Source organism: Mesorhizobium sp. ESP-6-2, assembly GCF_020164675.1.
Classification (GTDB): Bacteria; Pseudomonadota; Alphaproteobacteria; order Rhizobiales; family Rhizobiaceae; genus Mesorhizobium.
The window spans coordinates 197,396-217,112 of the sequence record NZ_JAIUGT010000013.1 but is presented as its reverse complement, the minus strand read 5'-3'; the positions used below and the strand labels follow the sequence as shown (position 1 = coordinate 217,112).

General features: G+C 65.3%; 24 protein-coding genes and 1 pseudogene. 12 read left to right on the top strand and 13 right to left on the bottom strand.

The features are described 5' to 3' along the window. On the bottom strand, positions 1-320 hold a 320-nt coding region (locus LB532_RS28225; RefSeq protein WP_224557510.1), incomplete at its 3' end, for a transposase. Between the two features lie 96 nt (positions 321-416). After that, complete coding sequence (locus LB532_RS28220; protein ID WP_140642088.1) at positions 417-1,166, bottom strand: glucose 1-dehydrogenase; 750 nt, start codon at positions 1,164-1,166, stop codon at positions 417-419. A 104-nt stretch (positions 1,167-1,270) separates the two neighbouring features. Here LB532_RS28220 and LB532_RS28215 point away from each other — a divergent pair, with 104 nt between their 5' ends. Together LB532_RS28215 and LB532_RS28210 are read left to right on the top strand one after the other, a co-directional pair. Continuing rightward, entirely contained in the window at positions 1,271-2,191 is a 921-nt protein-coding gene (locus LB532_RS28215; RefSeq protein WP_140642086.1) for a LysR family transcriptional regulator, read from the top strand. A gap of 107 nt (positions 2,192-2,298) precedes the next feature. After that, positions 2,299-2,526: a hypothetical protein gene (locus LB532_RS28210; RefSeq protein ID WP_140642084.1), complete on the top strand. Its 228-nt coding sequence runs from the start codon at positions 2,299-2,301 to the stop codon at positions 2,524-2,526. On the opposite strand, the gene LB532_RS28205 is transcribed toward LB532_RS28210, so the two are convergent. Further along, positions 2,523-3,380 (bottom strand): NmrA family NAD(P)-binding protein, encoded by an 858-nt coding sequence (locus LB532_RS28205; protein ID WP_140642082.1) that lies wholly within the window; start codon positions 3,378-3,380, stop codon positions 2,523-2,525. The two genes, LB532_RS28210 and LB532_RS28205, sit on opposite strands and share 4 nt — an antisense overlap. A 215-nt stretch (positions 3,381-3,595) precedes the next feature. Here LB532_RS28205 and LB532_RS28200 point away from each other — a divergent pair, with 215 nt between their 5' ends. After that, positions 3,596-3,901, top strand: coding sequence for a hypothetical protein (locus LB532_RS28200; protein ID WP_140642080.1), 306 nt, complete (start codon positions 3,596-3,598; stop codon positions 3,899-3,901). Positions 3,902-3,995: 94 nt separating this feature from the next. Here LB532_RS28200 and LB532_RS28195 read toward each other — a convergent pair whose 3' ends face one another. Next, positions 3,996-4,592, bottom strand: a complete 597-nt coding sequence (locus tag LB532_RS28195; RefSeq protein ID WP_140642078.1) for a DUF6456 domain-containing protein — start codon at positions 4,590-4,592, stop codon at positions 3,996-3,998. A 136-nt stretch (positions 4,593-4,728) separates the two neighbouring features. Between LB532_RS28195 and LB532_RS28190 the strand changes: the two genes are divergently transcribed. Then, a complete protein-coding gene (locus tag LB532_RS28190) occupies positions 4,729-5,010 on the top strand; it encodes a DUF982 domain-containing protein (RefSeq protein ID WP_140552338.1) in 282 nt (93 codons plus the stop codon). A gap of 99 nt (positions 5,011-5,109) precedes the next feature. Continuing rightward, the gene (locus tag LB532_RS28185; RefSeq protein WP_140642126.1) at positions 5,110-5,412 is read left to right on the top strand and encodes a DUF982 domain-containing protein; all 303 of its coding nucleotides are present in this window, start codon (positions 5,110-5,112) and stop codon (positions 5,410-5,412) included. 233 nt (positions 5,413-5,645) lie between these two features. Here the strand turns inward: LB532_RS28185 and LB532_RS28180 are convergent, their stop codons facing one another. After that, entirely contained in the window at positions 5,646-6,230 is a 585-nt protein-coding gene (locus tag LB532_RS28180; RefSeq protein ID WP_140642076.1) for a GcrA family cell cycle regulator, read from the bottom strand. Positions 6,231-6,795: 565 nt separating this feature from the next. Here LB532_RS28180 and LB532_RS28175 point away from each other — a divergent pair. Then, complete coding sequence (locus tag LB532_RS28175; protein ID WP_140582698.1) at positions 6,796-7,500, top strand: XRE family transcriptional regulator; 705 nt, start codon at positions 6,796-6,798, stop codon at positions 7,498-7,500. Between the two features lie 66 nt (positions 7,501-7,566). On the opposite strand, the gene LB532_RS28170 is transcribed toward LB532_RS28175, so the two are convergent. Further along, entirely contained in the window at positions 7,567-7,869 is a 303-nt protein-coding gene (locus LB532_RS28170) for a hypothetical protein (RefSeq protein ID WP_140642072.1), read from the bottom strand. A gap of 173 nt (positions 7,870-8,042) precedes the next feature. Between LB532_RS28170 and LB532_RS28165 the strand changes: the two genes are divergently transcribed. The 4 genes from LB532_RS28165 to LB532_RS28150 all read left to right on the top strand — a co-directional run bounded on the left by LB532_RS28165 (position 8,043) and on the right by LB532_RS28150 (position 10,352). Continuing rightward, complete coding sequence (locus tag LB532_RS28165; protein ID WP_140642070.1) at positions 8,043-8,411, top strand: hypothetical protein; 369 nt, start codon at positions 8,043-8,045, stop codon at positions 8,409-8,411. 191 nt (positions 8,412-8,602) lie between these two features. Beyond that, positions 8,603-9,163: a hypothetical protein gene (locus tag LB532_RS28160; RefSeq protein WP_224557508.1), complete on the top strand. Its 561-nt coding sequence runs from the start codon at positions 8,603-8,605 to the stop codon at positions 9,161-9,163. Next, positions 9,160-9,780 (top strand): hypothetical protein, encoded by a 621-nt coding sequence (locus tag LB532_RS28155; RefSeq protein WP_140642066.1) that lies wholly within the window; start codon positions 9,160-9,162, stop codon positions 9,778-9,780. Before LB532_RS28160 ends, LB532_RS28155 begins: the two co-directional genes overlap by 4 nt. Next, entirely contained in the window at positions 9,777-10,352 is a 576-nt protein-coding gene (locus LB532_RS28150; protein ID WP_140642064.1) for a hypothetical protein, read from the top strand. Before LB532_RS28155 ends, LB532_RS28150 begins: the two co-directional genes overlap by 4 nt. Positions 10,353-10,374: 22 nt before the next feature. On the opposite strand, the gene LB532_RS28145 is transcribed toward LB532_RS28150, so the two are convergent. The 6 genes and pseudogenes from LB532_RS28145 to LB532_RS28125 all read right to left on the bottom strand — a co-directional run bounded on the left by LB532_RS28145 (position 10,375) and on the right by LB532_RS28125 (position 16,820). Further along, positions 10,375-11,493, bottom strand: a complete 1,119-nt coding sequence (locus LB532_RS28145) for a calcium:proton antiporter (RefSeq protein WP_140642062.1) — start codon at positions 11,491-11,493, stop codon at positions 10,375-10,377. Between the two features lie 128 nt (positions 11,494-11,621). After that, positions 11,622-12,917 (bottom strand): hypothetical protein, encoded by a 1,296-nt coding sequence (locus tag LB532_RS28140; RefSeq protein ID WP_140642060.1) that lies wholly within the window; start codon positions 12,915-12,917, stop codon positions 11,622-11,624. Between the two features lie 134 nt (positions 12,918-13,051). Continuing rightward, positions 13,052-14,068 carry an ABC transporter permease gene (locus LB532_RS28135; RefSeq protein ID WP_140642058.1) on the bottom strand — a complete coding sequence of 339 codons (1,017 nt, stop codon included), beginning with the start codon at positions 14,066-14,068 and terminating at the stop codon, positions 13,052-13,054. Next, positions 14,065-15,147 (bottom strand): sugar ABC transporter ATP-binding protein, encoded by a 1,083-nt coding sequence (locus LB532_RS28130; protein ID WP_411908905.1) that lies wholly within the window; start codon positions 15,145-15,147, stop codon positions 14,065-14,067. The genes LB532_RS28135 and LB532_RS28130 overlap by 4 nt, the downstream gene beginning before the upstream one ends. Continuing rightward, positions 15,121-15,549, bottom strand: a pseudogene (locus LB532_RS30445) (ATP-binding cassette domain-containing protein); the annotation flags it as partial. The gene LB532_RS28130 and the pseudogene LB532_RS30445, both read right to left, overlap by 27 nt. A 323-nt stretch (positions 15,550-15,872) precedes the next feature. Next, positions 15,873-16,820, bottom strand: coding sequence for a substrate-binding domain-containing protein (locus LB532_RS28125; RefSeq protein WP_140642054.1), 948 nt, complete (start codon positions 16,818-16,820; stop codon positions 15,873-15,875). A 317-nt stretch (positions 16,821-17,137) separates the two neighbouring features. Here LB532_RS28125 and LB532_RS28120 point away from each other — a divergent pair, with 317 nt between their 5' ends. Further along, positions 17,138-17,830: a RibD family protein gene (locus LB532_RS28120; protein ID WP_140642052.1), complete on the top strand. Its 693-nt coding sequence runs from the start codon at positions 17,138-17,140 to the stop codon at positions 17,828-17,830. A gap of 18 nt (positions 17,831-17,848) precedes the next feature. On the opposite strand, the gene LB532_RS28115 is transcribed toward LB532_RS28120, so the two are convergent. Beyond that, the gene (locus LB532_RS28115; RefSeq protein WP_140642050.1) at positions 17,849-18,739 is read right to left on the bottom strand and encodes an SDR family oxidoreductase; all 891 of its coding nucleotides are present in this window, start codon (positions 18,737-18,739) and stop codon (positions 17,849-17,851) included. Positions 18,740-18,829: 90 nt separating this feature from the next. Between LB532_RS28115 and LB532_RS28110 the strand changes: the two genes are divergently transcribed. Beyond that, positions 18,830-19,657, top strand: a complete 828-nt coding sequence (locus tag LB532_RS28110) for a helix-turn-helix transcriptional regulator (RefSeq protein ID WP_181169448.1) — start codon at positions 18,830-18,832, stop codon at positions 19,655-19,657. Positions 19,658-19,717 lie beyond the last annotated feature (60 nt).

The following is a 19,717-nucleotide window of genomic DNA, read 5'->3' as shown; positions in this document are numbered from 1 at the left end:
TTGAGCACCGTGTGGTCGGGCACCGTCTCGTCGAGTGCGAGCCCCACGAAGCGGCGGAACGACAGCCGGTCGGCGAGTGCTTCCTCCAGCTCGCGGTCCGACAGCCCGTAAAGCGACTGCAAGAGCAGGGCCTTGTAGAGAACCAGCGCCGGCCAGCCGGGATGGCCCGGACCACCATGATTGAGCCCGCCAAGCAGCTTCTCGAAACGGTACCACTTCACCAGCGACCCGATCCGATCCAGAATCCCCGACGAGCCAACCGCCCTCTTCCCCAGAAAAGCCTCGACAAAGCTCATCTGTCCCGTCCGCTTCACCGCCATCGCAAATCCCTCCGAGCAATAATCGAAGTGAATCACAATGCCAGAATTGCGCAACAGGCCCACAAGGGGAGAAGGCAAAAGCGCCGCATCCGCTCTCTACCGCCACCCGCCCGACGCCGCGATCCGTTCGCCGGTCAGCCACGAGGCCTCGTCGGAGGCCAGGAACACCGCCACGCGCGCGACATCCTCGGGCTGGCCGAAGCGGCCGAGCGGCGTCAGCCCGATGATTCGAGCCTCCGCCTCGCCGCCGACGACGCCGGTGCGCCGCAGCCCTTCGGTGTAGACGCCGCCCGGCGCGATGGAATTGACGCGGATGCGGCGGGCGCCGAGCTCTCGCGACATCGACAGCGTGATCGAATCCACCGCCGCCTTGGTGGCGGCATAGACCAGCGAACTGGGCTGCGGATTGAAGCTGGCGATCGAGGAGATGTTGATGATGCTGCCGCCTTGCGGCCCGAACTGCTTCGCCGCCTCCTGGATGGCCAGCAGGATGCCCAGCACATTGGTGTCGAATTGGCGGTGGAACTCGGCCTCGGTCACCGCCTCCAGCGGCTCGAACCGGAACACGCCGGCATTGTTGACCAGTATGTCGAGCCCGCCAAAGGACGACTTCGCCGTCTCGAACAGGCCGCGCACATCGGCGGCGACAGCGACGTCGCCCTTCACCGCCACCGCCCGGCCGCCGGCATCCGTGATCGCCGCGACCACACGCTCGGCCCCTTCCCGCGACGAGGCAAAATTGACCACCACCGCGGCACCGGCCGCGGCCAGCCCCTTGGCGATGGCGGCGCCGATGCCTTTGGACGCGCCGGTGACGATGGCGACCTTGCCGTTCAGACTGCTCATCAATTCTCTCCTTCTGTGATGACCAGCGGTATTTAGGCGCGACGAAAAAGCGTATTAGGGTCCGCTTGATCGCTTCTTTCATGCCTGAAATTCCGGAATGACCCATGACCACCATCCTCGAAAAGACCGCCGGCCTCGTCGCCTTCGTGCGCACGGTCGATGCGGGCTCCTTCCAGGCCGCCAGCCGGCTGATCGGCTCCAGCCCCTCGGCCGTGTCGAAGAGCGTCGCCAGGCTCGAGCGGCGGTTGGGCGCAAAGCTCATCCAGCGCTCGACCCGGCGGCTCGGGTTGACCAGCGAAGGCATCGCCTATTACGAGCGGGTGGCGCCGTTGCTGAGGGCGCTCGACGATGCGCAGGACATCGTGCAGAGCGCCGGCAGCGCGCGCGGCCTGCTGCGCGTCACCGCCCCCGTCGAGCTCGGCCGCGCCCTGATTGCCTCATGGGCCGAAAGCTTCCTCGCCGAGCAGCCCGAGGTGAAGCTGGAGCTCAGCGTCACCGACCGCCACGCCGACCTGATCCGCGAGAACTACGATGTGGCGGTGCGCATGGGCGCGTTGGTCGACACCGGGCTGACCGCCCGCAGGGTAGCCTCCCTGCCGATTGTGCTGGTTGCCGCGCCAGCCTATGTCCGGCGTCGAGGCTTTCCGGCCTCGACCGCTGATTTGCGCAGCCACGACTTCATCCGCTATCTCTCAGGCGGCCGGCCCCTGCCCGTCGCCTTTGCCGACGGCACGCGGATCATCCCGGACGGCCGCCTCGACACCGACGACGGCGGCGCCATCCGCCACGCCGCGCTGGCCGGCGCCGGCATCGCCCATCTCATGCAGGTCGCCGTGCAGGACGACCTCGAGACCGGCCGCCTGGTCCGCATCCTGCCCGACGTGCCGATGCCGACCATGCCGGTGCACATCGTGCACGCCTTCGGCCGGCAGTTGCCGGTACGGGCGCGGCTCTTCGTGGAGTTTCTGGCGGTGCGAATGGGGAGGTTAGGAAAGCAGGGCGGAACCGGCAACACTACAGCCTAGCTGACCTTGAAGTCTTTATTGCGGTCGCAATAAAGACGGCGGCGCATCCCTTCTCATTGAAGGCAAGGCGCTGTTCAACCTACATCCCTGATGAAGGGACATCCGCCATGGGGCTTCGACTTCCAGTTTGGCCTTATATGCCGCGCCGGGACGTCGGCGGCATTGTGATAGCGGTGGTTTTTGTGTTGTTGGCGTTGGCATTCGTGGCGTGGCAAGGCAATTTCATCGGCACGCATGTCACCGACCCAAATTGGCCTTGCTTTTATGGACCGAAAGGCACGGTCTGCTCTTCGACCAATGTTCCGCCCGTCCACCGGCAGACCAGCGCCAATTAGCCCTCCACCAACTCCCTGACATAGCGCTCCAGCGTCACCGCCCCCCGCTCGGGCTTCGTTGGCGGATCATACGTGGTGTCCACCGTAACCTGCGTCATGCGCGCATAGGATTGCGCCGCTTGCGGCGAAAATCCCATCTTTTGGAAGGTCTCCACCCAGCGCTCGCGCGGCACCGGGGCCACGCGCACCTCCTTGCCCAACGCCTCGCCGAAGGCCGCCGCGACATCTTGGGCCGAATAGCGCGAAGGCCCTTCGACATTGTGCATGCCGGTCTGGCCGGCCGGCTCAACGAGCAGCCGGGCGGCCGCCTCGCCAAGGTCCCGCGGCGCCACCATCGGCAGCTTGAAACCGGGCGGCAACAACGTGTTGACCACGCCCTCGCGCTTGGCCGTCTCCAGCGAGGGATTCCAGTTGCTCATATAGTAGGCCGCCCGGATGATGCTGGCGGGAATGGGCTGCCGGTCGAGCCTCTCTTCCAGCTCGTGCAGGACGGTGAGGTCGCCGACCCGCTCGCCGGTTTGAGCGCCATAGGTGGATTGCGCCACGATCTTCTCCAGCCCCGATCCTTTGAGCGCTCCGACGATCGCCGCCACCGTCCGGCGCTCCTCGGCATCGGTGTCGGTGGCGGGATCGGCCGGCGGGTTGAGCACGAACGCCCGCTTGCCCCGCCGCAGCACGTCGCGCAGGCTATCGCTGTCACCCACATCCGCCTCCGCCGCTTCGGCGCCCTGCTCGACCAGCCAGGCGGCCTTGGCCGCGTCGCGCGTCACCACGGTCACGGATTGGCCCCGCCGCAACAAGGCGATCGCGGCAGCGGAACCGACATGGCCGGTGCCTCCAAGGATGATGTACATGATCGGATCTCCCCTTGCTGGTTGCATGCCGGGGTAATGAACGGCTGCGCCAAGGGTTCAAAGATTGCGAGACCATACTGACACGCCTGGCCAGACGCCCTGCCGCCGATGCTCTCCGTCACGGCGCCCCCGGGCGCGAAACATTGCTTTACCCGCCTTATTGGAACACGGCCGAGCCCGCAGCGTTTATTAGTGGGACCTTAGAGGAGGTTGTCATGAAGAAACTCTTGCTCGCATCCGTGATTGCCGTCGCTTCGGCGGCGGCCGTGATGGCTCCGGCAAATGCCGCCAGCATCACGCTTGGCATCGGCAACGGCTATGACGACGATTACTATGTTCCCAGATATCGTCACCATTATCGCGATTATTCCGACGATGATGGCTATTATCGCCGCTACAGCATGTATGACGAGAGCTACCGTCCGCGTTACTACGGTCATCGTCGCTGCCACACCGAGGTGATCAAACACTGGCGTCATCACCATCGGGTCATCGAGAGAGTCCGCGTCTGCCGACGTTGACCCTACAACCAATCCGGCCGGCATCGCGTCGGTCGGATCGTCGTGCACAGCCCATGCCAGAAGCGGCGCCACTGCCTACGCGCTGCACCGGCTACTATTTTCGCATCATCATCCCGTAGTGCATCGCCAGCAGATCGAGCCCGATTCTCAACAGCTTTGCCGCCACGTCCCTGCCCTCGCTCATCTCTCCCGCCACGCCTCTGACCGACTGCTCCAGGCACACGATCTTCCGCACCACGTCGACCACCTCCCAATGGCCGAGCGCGCGGGTCGCGGCGGCGTGCGACCGTCCGGCATTGAGCACGCTGTCGGCGATGCCGCCGGTTGTCCTGTCGCCGTCGACGCGTTCGCTCCAGCGCATCGGCTTGATACCAGCCTGCTGGCTGGCGCGGAAATCCTCGCGGTAGCGCAGACCAGCCTCGCGCTGCTGGTGCGACAGCGAGGTGATGCCCAGCAGCGGATCGATGCTGCGCACCCGCACGATACCACCGGTGGAGGTATGGCCGTCATTGGACACCTCATAGACGCGCCGCGCCTCCGACGTGCCGGTTGCGAGCCGCTTGCGGCCGAACTCGTCGTCCCGCAACGCGAAATCATGGCCAACCTCGCGGCGGATGCGCACCTGCTCGGCCTCGCCCTTCGGCACCTTCGCCGTCTGCGGTTTAGCTGATCTGGCGGCTTTCTTGCTCATGGCTGCGTCCTTGTGGGGGAGAGGATTGAGGTGCTGGCTGGCGGGGGCCGCAATCCCTGGCGAAATTGGCTGCGTGCGCCGGAACCAGCGGCGAGGCTGGGCGTTGTGCCGCACCAAACCAACAGGAGGTATGCCCATGACCGCCTTCATGCCGGTGACCTTGCGCTTCTGCGACAACAAGACCATGCTGGTGGGCTCCATCGCCCAGGCGGCGACCGCGCTTCGCCGGCAATGGCCTGACAAGACGGCCACCGCCTATCTGGATGCGACAAGGCTGGTCAGGCTCGCCATCGATGGCAGCTGCCGCCAGCGCGTCGCCTTCGAGGCTTTCACCAAGGCGGCAGGACAGCAGGGGCTGCTGGTGGCGAAGCCGCGTAGCCGCGCCCATGAATGGCTCGACGCCGCCGCGGGCCCGTGAGGCGGCTGAAAACGTGATGCAACCGCGCCGCTGCCTTGCACGTTGATAGTGGCTGGCCTTCGAGCCGCGCGCAACGCCAAGGTAACCGCCGTGGGTACCATGAAAACAGGATCTCCGCTCAAAGTATGCCTGGACGGGCATGTCGAGGTGATCGATAGCGTCGCAGAGGCAGCCGACTTCCTGCAGCGCTGGCCGGTTGAACGGCGTGGTCACGTCTACCGCAGTGCGCTCAACGCGTGCAGCGCGGCCATCGCGGCGCAGATTTCGCACGCCGACGCGATGAAAGCGTTCACCGGCTTCGCCCGGGTTACCCGCATATTGGCCGGCGACGACGGCCGGCCAGTGATGCCTGATGCAATGAGCGTGCGGATGCCAAAGCAGGGCCACGATCTGCCAAAATAAAGGCGTTGCGTGGCCGCCGTTCCCGCCAGATCGCCACCATTGCAGAAGAAAAGCCAGCGTTGCAGCCAGCTTCTTTCTCCCACTCTTATGGAGAGAAATGCTTAGCAGGCCAATGAGAGGCGCCAACGCTCCGATACCTTGCATCTGAACCACTCTCCCAAACTCTCGGCTGTGTTCCAATCCTGACCGGCGTTGCCTCTTGCCGGCATCGTCTCTCCAGAACGGGAGGAAGCTCACCCCGCCTCGCAGACACGCCGGCGGAAGCGCGCCTGGTGATAGGTGCAGTAGCTTTTCATCGCCCTTGTGCGCATGCCGCAGCACAGCATGTGGACGCCCGGCCGGCCGCCGGGCGCATCGTTTTCCGGATTTGGCTCCAGCGTCAGGTCGAGCGGAGCGCGGCAGCGGCCGAACAGGCAGTCGACGAAGCGCATTGCCACCCCATGCGGCTGGCGGCCGACCGGGCTTCGCTGCGGCATCGGCACCTCCAGGCAGTAAGCTTGCCCGTCCGCGATCAGCACGCCGGCCTCGCGCGCTGCGAGGCGTTCCGCACCTTCACCCTTCGGCACGCGCTTGCGTCCGGCCTTGGCGGCGCGGTCCGCGGCCTTGTCATTCGCCCTCTCGGCTGCCGCGATGCGCTTGCTGTTGGCAAAGCCGATCGAACTCAGCATGGCGTTGCGGTGAACGATGCCGATAATGGCGTCGCGCGACACCCGGCTGCCTCGCGACGCGCTGAACCGAGCCGCGATGCGCGAGGCGGAAAGTCCGTCCGTCAGCCAGCCGGCGATCGCCTGCAAGTCCTTGTCGCCATAAAGTGCCATGTCTGGTCTCCGTTCATTGCGCGGCCGCGGCAGCGCGCGACGCCGCCGGCGAGTGTCGGTGTCGGCCCGCCGCAGGCGGTGGGCATTGTCGGGTTCGATCCGGCCTGTCGGCCGTCGGGCTGGCGGCCTCAGTCCGGCCGGCCGTCCAGCGCAGCGAGGCGGGCCTCTGCGGTCACCCGGTCGGGTGTGGAAACCGCCCTGCCCGTCTGCCGGTCGAGCAGGATCACGGTGCAGTTCTCGGTGCGTATCAGGGAGCGGATCCGCACCGCGCTGAATTGGGGGCCGGAGCCGCGGGGAGCGGCGGCTCCGGCCGTTCCGGCCGCCAGTGACGGGCGGACCGGACGTGCGGCTGATGCATCGGGGCAGTCAGCCTCACGCTTCGCCCTGGCCGGGGAGGAGGACAGCCGGGGCGAAAGGGAATGAGCGCTGGCCGGCTCGCGCGAAGCTGGCCTGAGGGCGCTTTCGACTCGAAAGGGGTTGAGCTTTTGCATGAGCGGATATAAGCATAACTCAAAAATTTATGCAAGCCATTCTTTCATGGACGAAAGCAGCGCTTGTTGGTCACATGGGTGCCATGGTGAAAACGCAACTGTCGGTCAAGGTCGGAGCGGCAATCCGCCAGGCGCGCAAGCAGCGCGGCTTGGTCATGCGCCACATCGCCGAGCACAACGACACCGACGTCGCCGCCGTCGGCAATTGGGAAACCGGTCGCAACCTGCCCAAGACGGAAAACCTCCTGAAGACCGCTGCCTTTCTGCGTGTCGACCCGGTGGCGCTCGGCAAGGGCGAGGTGGTTTTCCTCGACGATGCCGGACCGGTCAACGACGCCGAGATCGTCACCGATGCCGGGCCGCCCCCCGCCGGGCCGATGGACATCCAGGTGCTGGGCGCCGCGGTTGGCGGAGACGACGGCGATTTCACCTTCAACGGCGAGCCCGCCGGCTACGTCCAGCGCCCACCCGGCATCCGCAACCTGGCCAAGGTGTTCGCGCTGCACGTGCTCTCGGATTCCATGGTGCCCCGTTACGAGCCCGGAGACCTGATCTATTGCGGCGGCCGCGATGCCGTCCCGGGCGATCATGTGGTGATCGAAACCTTCCCGGAAGAGAACGAACGCAACGGCAAGGCCTTCATCAAGAAGCTGGTCAAGCGCACCGCCGCCGAACTGGTGGTCGAACAGTACAATCCGCCGAAGACGTTGACCTTCAACCGCTATGCCATCAAGCAGGTCTGGCGGGTCATTCCGTTGAAGGAATTGCTGGGCTATTGAGGGCGACTGGGCAATTCTTCCTCCCACAAGGAGAGCAGGCAAAACCCAGCGTCGACCCCCTCGCCTTCACGCCCGCCCCGATCCCTCCAGCGGCATCTCACGCTCGCTCAGCATCAGCGCCTCGCTGCGCACGCGCTGGCGCTCGTCGATAAACGCCGCCCGGATCTGGATCGCCGTGCCCGGCAGCCCGTCGGCGCGGCAGGCCGAGCAGACCAGCCGGCCCGAAAGCGCTGCCAGCGGCGTATTGCCAGTCACGCCGAAGCGCTTCAGCTGATCGGGCTTCCACCACCTGTTGCGGCCGCAATCGGCGCATTCGACCGATATCGAAACGACATCCGCAATCACTGATCCCTTGCCCGTCAATGCCATCGCGGCTCGCCTCTTTGTTCCTTGTTTGTTCGCATATTCCTGTGTTTTGAAACGAGAGTCGAGTCGCATCTTTCAGGGCTCCGCAAAAGTTTCTCTTTCGCCAATTCTTGAGTTATGCTTCTATGTAGCTTGCAAAGCCGAGTCGGCGCGCGTGCAGCACCCCGGGAGAGACGATGGACGCCCTTTCCGCCGATTTCGCTCACGCCTGCGGCTATGGCGGCGACAGTCATGCTCTCATCGAGGCCTTCGCGAGAATCCGCGAACACGGCATCCGCCAGGCGCGCCTCGGCCATTTCAGGCGCAAGGCGGTCGTCGACGCGCTGAAACAATCGGAATCGCTTTTCCTGGCGGCGATCGGCCCGGCGCTATCGGCACAAGAAGCCATCGAGGACGCCGCCCGCTTCATCGCCTTCTGGCGCAACATGCCGCGCTGGCGCCAGGAACGGCGCCTGGCGGACCTCGCCAGGGCGAGGCAACAACGCCTGCTGGCGCGCTTCTTCCGCCGCTACGGCCACCGCGTCTGGGCCTTGGAGGCGGCATAGGCGGGCCCGCCAAGCCATCGGCGACCACATCGCGTCACGAGGGAAAGGCAGTCACGAGAAGAGCTGGGCAATGCCGCTATTTGCGGGTTCCCATCCGCGCGTTTTCTTCCTAGATTGCCTGCGGGTGGCTGATCGTTCGACGTGCATAGCAGGGAATGTTCAAGACTGCCCGTTCAAGAGTCCAGGCCTGGATGACGGCAGGCGCGGGAACCATCGCCGCGCTGTTCGTGGCCGGCCTCATGGGCGCCTTTGGCGCCCTGCCCGCTCACCCTCCGCCGCAATTGCCGTCCGATGCCGCCGTCGATGCCGGCCGCTGGCGCATCAAGCCGGTGCGTGCCTATGTCAGCCATGCCGACATCCATGGCGTGCCGCTGAAACCAGGCCAGAAGGCACTGGTGCTGGAGGCCGACATGACCAACCGCACGGCCGAATCCAACAGGGCCTATTTCGCTGTCTTCAGGCCGGAGGGGATCACCCTGCCGGACCCGATGCCGATGATCACCCTGATACGCGATTCCACCCTGGCGCCGGAACTGCACCCCGGCATGACCGAGCGCCTGGCCTATGTCTGGCCGCTGGCCGGCGACGCCGCCCTGCCGCCGACGCTCGCCTTCGGCGTCACCGCGGAAATCTTCAAGCCGCGCGACAATCTCTACGGCACGCCCGGCTGGTACAATCCCTACCGTCTCGGCACCGTCACCTTGCCCCTCGCCGATATGCCGACAACGGACACGCCGGGAGCCGGCTCATGAGCATGCGGGTCCTCGGCAATCTCGTGATTCTCGCCGCCACCGTGGCGCTGAGCTACGGCATGCAGCTTTCCAAGCCGCATTATGCCGACCTCACCGCGCCCATCCCGGTCGACGGCGCCATGCACGACACGGTGCGGGCGCGCAGCTTCGACGTGCGGCTGGACGAGGTCGTCTTCGCCCGCGCGCTGAAGACCAACCAGTTCGGACAGCAAAAGCTTTTGACGACGAGCGGCGTGTGGGCGGTGGTGACGACCAGCCTCACCGCGACCTACGCCTCCATCACGGTCGCGGACGGCACCTGGCAAGGTCCGACCGGTCTGCGCTACCGCCAGACGGAGCGGCTGGGCTATCGCCAGGACATGCCGCCGCACGGCGTCGATCCCGGCTTGGAAAAACGCGGCCTGTTCGTCTTCGAAGTGCCGCCCGACCAGATCCGCGGCGCCAGGCTGCTGGTCTCGGAACGCCAATTCGGCGCGCTCGATGCGCAGGCCCGCATCAGCTTCGACGGGTTGCCGGCCGGTGCCGATGGACAACCGGCCGGCATTCTGCCGCAATACGATCTGGATGCACCACCGGGCCAGACTTCTGCCGGCCCGACATTGCAGGGCAAGCCATGAGCGCCGTCTCGACCGGCATGGAGCCGGCGGCCGGGCGGCAGGCCGAGAAAAAATGGCGCCGGCGCAGCCTGGCCGCGCTCGCCGTCCTGCTGCCGCTGACGCTGGCCGAGACCAGCCATGACAGCCTGCGCGAATGGCTGGGCGGCGAAGACCTCATCGCCAGGCATGTCGAGTTTGGCCAGTCCGCGCACTTCGGCGGCAGCGACTGGAAACTGGCGGACCTGCGCGGCGGCAAGGTCGGCCGCTTGCCCGATCAGGCCTTCGCCGTCATCGCCACCTTCTCCGTCACCGTCGGCGATCCCGACTTGCAGAAGCAATGGCTGGGCTGCAAGCTGATGCTGACCGATGCCGTCGGCCGCCGCTGGCTCCCCGACGTGATTTCGGGCGTCAGACTGCCGGACGGCGTGATGAACTGCACCTCGGCGATCTTCTCCGGCGCCAAGACAGGCGACGTCATCACCATCGGCGACACCTTCATCGTGCCCGAGGATGCCATCAAGACCATCCGTCCCGCCATTGGGCTGGGAAGCGAGCGGCCGTGGTACCTGCGGTTTCAGCGGCCGCCGAAGTAGCGACAGCGCCGGCAGTCCGGAGTCACGGCACGGCGATCAACAGGACGTAGGCAACAAAGACGACGAGGTGAGCAAGTCCGGTGAGAACCGTCGTGCGTCCGGTACTGAAACTTACGACACTCACCGCAAGGGCCAGAGCCAGCAAAATCACGTCGCTCGGACCGAGACCGAGGTTGAGCGACTTTCCGGTGATGAGGCTGGCCGCCGCCACTGCCGGGATCGTCAGTCCGATGGTCGCGCACGCCGAGCCCAAAGCGACGTTCAATGCGCGCTGGAGCTCATTCCCCCACGATGCCTTGATGGCGGAGATCGCCTCCGGGAGCAGCACGACGAACGCGATCATCGCGCCGACGATCGCATCCGATTGCGGGATTTGCAGGTAGGAAAGGCCATCTTCGACGCCAGCCGCGACCCGTTCCGTCAGCAGAACGATCCCGACCAGTCCCAGAAGCAGAAAGACGAAATGGGTCGGCACGCCGTGAACCTGCGGAGAATGGCTTTCCGGAGCGCTTTCACGCACCTGCACCTCCAGGAAGTCCTCTTTCTGGCTGTAGCTCTGGGCGAAAACGAAACTGCCGTAGAGCAAGAGCGACAGCAGCGCGACGAAGGCCAGTTGCGTGGGAGAAAATGTCCCGGGGCTGGTGGCAAGCGTGTAGTTCGGAAGCACCATCGTCAGCACCGTGATCGCGATCAGCACCGAAAGAAAGGAACTTGTGCCTTGCCTTCGGATGTCCTGGTGGCGGTGCCGCCACCCGCCAAGTGTCAGGCACAGCCCTACGATGCCGGTGCAAACGATCATGACCGTGGAGAACACGGATTCTCGCGCCAGGGTCGGATTGTTGGCGCCATGTCGCATCATCGAGACGATGATCGACACTTCGATCGTCGTTACGGCCAAGGTAAGGACCAGGGTGCCGTATGGCTGTCCGACGCGTCGGGCTATCGCCTCCGCATGTCGCACCACGGCAAAGACGGTTGCCAGGGTAAGAACGATCGATATGCCGGCAACGACCACCACAATCGCCGTCCGGTAATCTTCGATCGGCTCTATGTTCGATTGCAGTATCAACGCCAGCGCGCAGCAGACCACAGGCAGGCCGAAGGTCATTGCCTCACTTCGACGGCGGAAGAAGTAAGTCATGGCATTCTCTTCGATCTTGCGAATGCAAACAGGCGGTCTGTTTACGAGACCAGGAAAGACCGCATTTTCGCCCCATCACACGCACATGGCAAGGCGCGACAAGGATACGCGACCCGCTGTTCCCGTCGCTACCGGGAACGACCGTCCGCCTCAACCGTCCCCTTGGAAAGCGAGAACGCCGTCTCCAGCACGGCGGCGAGGAAGCAGATGCGCAGCGGCTCGATCAGGATGCCGGTGGAGGAATCCTGGAACGGGCTGCCGAACAACAGCGTCACGCCATGCGACAGGATCTGCCAGACGTCGAGCTCGTGCGGGCCGATCAGCCGCGTCGCGCCGAGCCACAGCCAGGCCGCGCCCCAGTCGAGCAGTCGATAGCCGACGATCAGCGTACACAGCAATACGAGGCTGGAGCTTACCGTCAGCCGCACGCCATTGGCGATCGGCAGATAGCGCGAGCGGTAGCCGGCGACGAAATGCTCGACGAAATCGCGCAGGAATTTCGGCAGGCCGGCATAGCGCTTGCCGACACGTTCCAGCCTGCCATGCACGCGCATCAGTGCCGCGTCGTCGCGCACGTCATAGCCATAGATAAGCGCCGCCATGACCAGCCAGATCAGCGGCAAGAGCATGTAGAAGAACAGGTTGACGGCGACTGTCGAGGGCGCGACCGAGGTGATCTCGACCGGCACCATGGGCGCGGCCGCCGCCGCCGGCACCGGGCTCGCCAGCCCGTCGGCCGACGCCTGCAGAACCGACCAGAAATTGCGGCTCATCAGCCATTGCAACGCGCTGTCCTTCCAGCGGCTGATGACGTAGAGACCGACGAAGATCCAGTTGGTCTCGCAGATCACCACCACGATCTGCCAGAACGAGCCGGCGCCCGTTTTCGCCTGCATGAACTTGGCCATCCGGCGGACGAGCCAGGACACCGCCACCGAGACCAGCAGCCAGCGCGAATCCAGCACGTCCAGAACATTGGCGCTCTGGCCGAAGCCGGCCTGGTCGAGCGTTTCGCGCGAATATTGGCGCACGATGTCGCCGAGGAATCCCCAGGCGGCATAATAGGCGAAGAAGGGCAACAGCGCGATGGTGATCATCCGCACCAGCCGCGAACCGCGCCGGTCCGCGGTTCCCTCCCCCTCGGCGACCGCGGCGTTTTCCGCGCCACGCTGCGCGGCCAGCACATGGGGCAAGCCGGGACGCAGCACATGGAACATCGCCACCGTCACCACCAGTTGGGCCAGCGCCACCAGCGTCAGCATGGCGAGCCCGGCGAAATGGTTGGCGAGCGCCACCTTGGCCGCCAGTTGCAGCAAGAGATCGCCGGCCAGAACACCGGCCAGCACCAGCACGACGAGCTGCGGCCAGAACCGCCGCAGCAGCGAAAAACTCAAGCTGATCGGTCTGATGATATCGGCAAACATGAGGTTCTCTCAGAATGCCACCCGCCGGAAATCCTTCTAGCAAAGGGGGGTTGTTTTGCAAGAAAGGTGGCGAGCTCTCCTGCCTATGGCAGAGCGGCGATTTCCCCTTCTCCCACAACAAGGGGGAGAAGGAATTAGCGCCTCACCCGCGACTTCAGCCAGCGATCGAACGCCACCGCCAGGATCAGGATCAGGCCGATGACGATGCTTTGCGTGTAGGACGAGACGTTGTTGAACTGGAGCCCATTCTGCAGCACGCCGATCAGGGCGGCGCCCACCACCGTGCCGCCGACCGAGCCGATGCCGCCGAACAGCGAGGTGCCGCCGATGACGACGGCCGAGATGACCGTCAGCTCGTAGCCGATGCCGGCCACCGCTTCGGACGAATTCAGCCTGGCCGACAGCACGAAGGCGGCGAGCCCGGCGAAGAAGCCGACGATGACATAGACAGAGACCAGGATGCGGTCGACGCGCAGGCCCGACAGCCGTGCGGCCTCGGCATTGCCGCCGACGGCGTAGACGGCGCGTCCATAGCGCGTGTAGCGCAGCACGATGTGGCACAGGATGGCGGCCGCCGCGAAGATGATCGCCGGCACCGGCACGGGGCCGATCAGCCCGGTGCCGAACCAGCGCATGGAAGCGTCGAAGCCCGAGATCGGGCCGCCATTGGAGATGGTCAGCGTCAGGCCGCGAAACACGGTGAGCCCGCCCAGCGTGACGACGAAGGGCGGCACTTTCAGCCTGGTGATGGCAAAGCCCTGAACACCGCCGGCCACCGCCCCCACTACCACGGCAGCGAGCAGCGCCGCGAACCAGCCATAGCCCTGCGTTCCCGACGTCGACAGCGACAGCGTGTTGGCAGTGCCGCCCTTGGCGACCACGGCCGCCACCATGCCGCAGAAGGCCAGCAGCGAGCCGACCGAGAGATCGATGCCGGCGGTAAGGATGACGAAGGTCATGCCGAGCGCGATCAGCCCGGTGATCGATATCTGGCGGGTGATGTTGAACAGATTGATCGGATCGATGAAGCTCGGCTTCAGCACGGTGAAGACGACCACGAGCGCCGCCAGGAACAGCAGCGGCCCGAAATTCATCAAGAGCCGCGCAATGCTGATGCCGCCACGCCGGCTATGCTCCTCGGCCACGCTCATCGTGCCTCCTCCTCAACCGCTCCCGGCTGGTCGAGCGCCATCAGTTCCATCAGTTTTTCCTCGCTTGCCTCGATGCCCGGCATCTGCCCGGTGATGCGTCCCTTGCGCATGGTCACGATCCGGTCCGACACAGCCAGCACTTCGGGCAGCTCGGACGAAATAATCATCACCGCTATGCCGCGCGCTGCCAATTGCACCAGGATCTGGTGCACCTCGGCCTTGGCGCCGACGTCGACGCCGCGCGTCGGCTCGTCGACGATCAGCACCTTGGGATCCCGCGCCAGCCAGCGCGCCAGGATCACCTTCTGCTGGTTGCCGCCCGACAGGCCCTCGATCGCCTGCTCGGCCGACGCCATGCGGATCGACAGCATTTTCCGGAACCCCGCCAGCGCATCGCGCTCGCGCCGCTCGGCCATGAACCCAAAACCGTTGCTGAAGCGGCCGAGCGAGGCCACCGAAAAATTCACCAATATGCCCAATGCGGCAAAGATCGCCTGGTGCTTGCGGTCCTCCGGCACCAGGCCGATGCCGAGCTTGATGGCGTCCGCCGGCGAGGCCGGAGCGATCGGCCTGCCGTCGAGCGTGATCGTGCCCGCCGCGATGCGGTCGGCGCCGAAAATGGCGCGCGCCAGCTCGGTGCGGCCCGAGCCGACCAGCCCGGCGACACCCAGGATCTCGCCGGCCTTCAGGTCGATATCGACGCCGTCGAGCACGATGGCGTGCGGCGCTTCGGGGTCGCGCACGGTGCGCAATCCGCGCACCGACAACACGACGTCGCCGGCCACCGTGCGCTGCGCCGGCCGCGCATAGAGTTCGGACGCCGCGCGGCCAACCATTTTCTCGATGATGCGCGGCAATCGGATCGGCCCGCCTTCGCGGTCGAGATTGCCGGCCAACCTGCCGTCCCGGAGCACCGTCATGCGGTCGCAGATGGCGGCGGCCTCCTCCAGCCGATGGGTGACGAACATGATGGCGACATGGTCCTTGCGCAGCCTGTCCATGATCGACAGCAGCCGCTGCACCTCTGTCTCGGTTAGCGCTGATGTCGGCTCGTCCATGATGATCAGCCGGCTCTTCAGCGACAGCGCCCGTGCAATCTCGACGAGCTGCTGCTCGGCCACCGAAAGCGCCGAGACCGGCGTCATCGGATCGATCGTGAGGCCGACGCGGGCGATGATCGTGCGGGAGTCCTGCTCCATCTTGCGCCAGGAGACAAGGCCGAGCGGACCGGTCGGGGCGCGGCCTATGAAGATATTCTCCGCCACCGTCAGCGTCGGGATCAGGCTGAGTTCCTGGTAGATGGTGACGATGCCGAGCCGCTTGGCATCTTGCGGGCTCGACGGCCGGTAGTCGGCGCCGTCGAAGACAATGTGGCCGCTGGAGGGCGGTATCACGCCCGACAGGATTTTCAGCAGCGTCGACTTGCCGGCGCCGTTTTCGCCCAGCAGGCCGAGGATTTCGCCGGGCCTGATATCGAGCGAGACATCGTTCAGCGCGGTGACGCCGGCGAAATGCTTGGTGACGCCCTCGACGGCGAGCAGGACGGGTGCGGCTTCAGCCAATGATTGCTTCCTCGATCCGATTCATGCTGGCCTCTTCAGCGCGTGAACGCCCCCCTCTGGCCTGCCGGCCATCTCCCCCTCGAGGGGGGAGATCGGCAGTATTGATGGCGCACTCTTCCTGCAACGTCGGAGATTGGCGAAAGCAGAGAACCAGCCAATCTCCCCCCTCGAGGGAGGAGATGTCCGGCAGGACAGAGGGGGGCGCGACAGAACGCGACCTCCGTCCGTCATGCACCAAGCCCTCACTTCGTCTCGTTCAACCTCTCGGCCTTGTCGAGATTGTCCTTGCCGATGACGATCGGCGTCAACAGCACCAGCTTCTCCTTCGGCTCCGTCTTGTCTCTGGCGTAGGCGACGGCGATCTGCACGGCCGTGCGCGACTGCTGGCCGGGAAATTGTTCGACCGTGCCGGCGAGCTTGCCGTCGCGGACCGCGACCAGCGCTTCCGGCAGCGCGTCGAAGCCGTAGATCTTGACGTCGGTGAAGTTGCGCGCGGCACAAGCCTCCATGGCGCCCAGCGCCATGTCGTCATTGGCGCAGACGATCGCGTCCGGCTTGCCGTTGGCGGCAAGGCCGGCTTCCGTCACCGACAGCGCCTCGGCTCGGGCGAAATTGGCGGTCTGCTCGAAGACGATCTGGTATTTGTCCTTCAAGGGATCGAGCACATTGTGCACGCCCTTGTTGCGGTCGATCGCCGGCCCGGCGCCGGGCTGGCCCTGCAGATGGAACAATTTGGCGCCGTTGGGGAATGCCGCCACCACGGCCTGAGCTTCCGCCTCGCCACCCTTGACGTTGTCGGCGCCGACATGGGCGAGAATGCCCTCGACACCGTCGACGCGGCGATCGATCGTGACCACGGGAACGCCCGCCTTGACCGCTTCCTCGATGGCCGGCGCCAGCGCGTTGACGTCGAGCGGCGAGATCACGATGGCGTTGACCTTCTGCACCAGGGCCGCCTCGATGTCGGCGGTCTGCTTGGTGGCCGAGTTCTGGCCATCGCTCTCGGTCAGGTTGACGCCCTGCGCCTGCGCTTCGGCCTTGATCGCGTTCAGCATGTGCACGAAGAACGGAAAGCCGAGACTGGGCACCGAGCCGAGAATGGTGAGCTTGTCCTGCGCAAATGCCGAGGGCGCGGCAAGCACCATGGCGCCCGCGGCCACGGACGTCATCAGGAATTCACGTCTGTTCATGGGATCCTCCTCCACAAGAACGCACGGCCCCGGAAACCGGGACGGTTTCAGGAAGGATCATGCGTCGGTTCAAAGTGTTGGAGCATCCTCCTTGCGTTGCTAACGCATGCCGCTCCAGCTGATCGCCGTTGCAAAAACTACCTCCCGTCGGCACCAGCAAACGGATGCTAGCCCAGGCTCAACCATTTGTGCAACATCGATATAACAGGGCCAGACGGCAATGGCCGGAATTTGGATGAGCCGAGTGCCCAGCTTCCAATCTCCGGCGCTGGCCCTAGTTTGAACCGCGCCTGAGCTCGTTTGCTGGAGACACCCGCATGAAACCATATATCATCTGCCATATGATCGCGTCGCTGGACGGCAGTCTCCACCCGAGCCGCTACACGGCCAGTCCCGATGGCACCCGGGCCGAATGGTCGAGCCTCTACGAGCATATCCATAATGAGTTTGCGGGCGACGGCTGGATCGTCGGCCGCGTCACCATGGCCGAGATGAGCAAGGCCGGCGCGCACCCGCCGGCCGATGCGGGCAAGGTCGACCGACCCTATCATGTCGCGCAAACCGGTACGGGCAGCTATGCGGTGGCGCTCGATCCCTCGGGCAAGCTCCACTTTTCCAAACCCGACATTGGCGGCGACCATGTCGTGGTGCTGCTTGGGCACGATGTCGCCGACAGCCACCTGGCCGAGCTCGCTGCCGACGGCGTGTCCTATATCGTGGCGGAAACGGCCGACATGGATCTCGGCCGGATGCTCGAAGTTCTCAACCGCGAATTCGCCATTCGCCGGCTGCTGCTCGAGGGCGGCGCCGGCATCAACGGTTCCTTCTTCGCGGCCGGCCTTGTCGACGAGCTCAGCCTTCTCGTGGCTCCCGCCCTGGACGGGCGGGCGGCTAACCAGGGTTTCGTCGAATTCGGCGAAACCGGCCTCGCGGGCAAGATGCAACTGTCGCTCAAAAGCTGCGAAGCCCTCGCCCACGGGCTCGTCCATTTGCGCTACGCCGTCGGCTGACGACGCTTTATCGGCGCATCATGCGTCGTACTGCATGGCCTCGAGATCGGCGATCAGAGTCGGGCCGGTCGGCTGCCAGCCGAGCCGCGCCTGGGTCAGCGCGCTGGAGGCCGGCAGATCCATCGGGGCGAACATCGCCATCCAGCCGAAATGCTCCGCCGCCTGTTCCGGCGCGATCGAAACCACCGGCACGTTGAGGCCCCGCCCGATCACCTCCGCGATAGCGCGTACTTCGACGCCTTCCTCGCCGACCGCGTGATAGCGCGCGCCGGGCTGCTGCTTTTCCACTGCCAGCCGGTAGAGGCGCGCCGCGTCCAGGAGATGGCCCGCCGCATAGCGGTTGCGGCCCTCGCCGACATAGGCCGAAACGCCTTTCTGGCGCACGATTTCGATGAGCGGCGTGATGAGCCCTTGCTTGACCGGGTTGTGAACCTGCGGCAGCCGCACCACCGAGACGTTGACGCCGGCTTCCAGCAAGGCATTGCCGGCGAGCTCCGAGGCGATGCGCGGATTGGGATGGCTGGCGTTGAAGACGTCCTCGCTGGCAAGCTCGCCATGTCCGGGGCTGCCCACGCCGACGCCGGAAGTGATCACCAGCGGCCGGTCGGATCCGGCCAATGCTTGGCCGAGTGCCGCGATGACACGGCTATCCTTCTCGCAATTCTCGGCAAAGCGCGAGAAATCATGGTCGAACGCCGTGTGGATCACCGCTTCCGCCTTCGCCGCGCCCTCGCGCAGGCCCTCGGGATCCTCGAGCGTTCCCCGATGCACTTCGGCGCCCGCCGCCGTCAGCGCTTCGGCCCCCGCTTCGGAGCGAGTGACGCCGACCACCTGATGGCCCGCCTTGATGAGCTCCGCAACGAGCGCCGAGCCGATGAAACCGGTCGCGCCGGTCAAAAAGATACGCATGCGAATTCTCCTGCACGATTGCCTGCGCAGTATCGCCGGTCTATTATTCCATTAAAGTAGTGATCTTATCGTGGTATAATGGCTAACAGGATGCCCACCAATTCCGCCGGTTCGCTCGCGGCGTTTCTGAGAGACCGGCGCACCCGGCTCGATCCGGCCTCGTTCGGATTTTCAGGGCGTCGGCGCACGCCGGGGCTGCGCCGGGAAGAGGTGGCCCAGCGCGCCAACATCAGCCCTACCTGGTACACATGGCTGGAACAGGGTCGTGGCGGCGCGCCTTCGGCCGATGTGCTGAACCGCATTGCCAAGGGGCTGATGCTGACCGAGGCCGAGCGCGAGCATCTTTTCATGCTCGGGCTCGGACGCCCGCCCGAGGTCCGCTATATCGGCGCGGAAGGCATCAGCCCCCGGCTGCAGCGCCTCCTCGACACGCTTGAAGCGAGCCCCGCCTTGGTCAGGACCGCCACCTGGGATGTCGTTGCCTGGAACCGCGCCGCCCAGGTCGTGCTGACCGATTACAGCGCCCTGCCCGCCGACCAGCGCAACATCCTGCGCTTCATGTTCCGCAGCCCGGCCATGCGCGAAAAGCAGCACGACTGGGAAAGCCTCGCCCGTTTCGTGGTGGGCGCCTTCCGCGCCGACGCGGCGCGTGCCGGCGCGGTGTCCGAGGTACGCGAACTCGTCGACGAACTGTGCAGCGCCAGCCCCGAATTCGCCGCCCTGTGGCGCGAGAACGACGTGCTCAGCCATGGCGACGGAACCAAGCGGCTGAAGCACCCGGTGCTCGGCGATATCGAACTGGAATATTCGGGGTTCGCGGTCGACGGCCGCCCGGATCTGAGCCTGACCGTCTACAATCCGGTCGACAGCGCGGTCGCCGACCGCATTCGCGCCCTGGCGAAGCGCCCCAAAGCGTAAGTGTCATCGGACCCGCTGCGATGATCGTTGCTCTTTCCGAAACAATTTCAGAAAAATGCG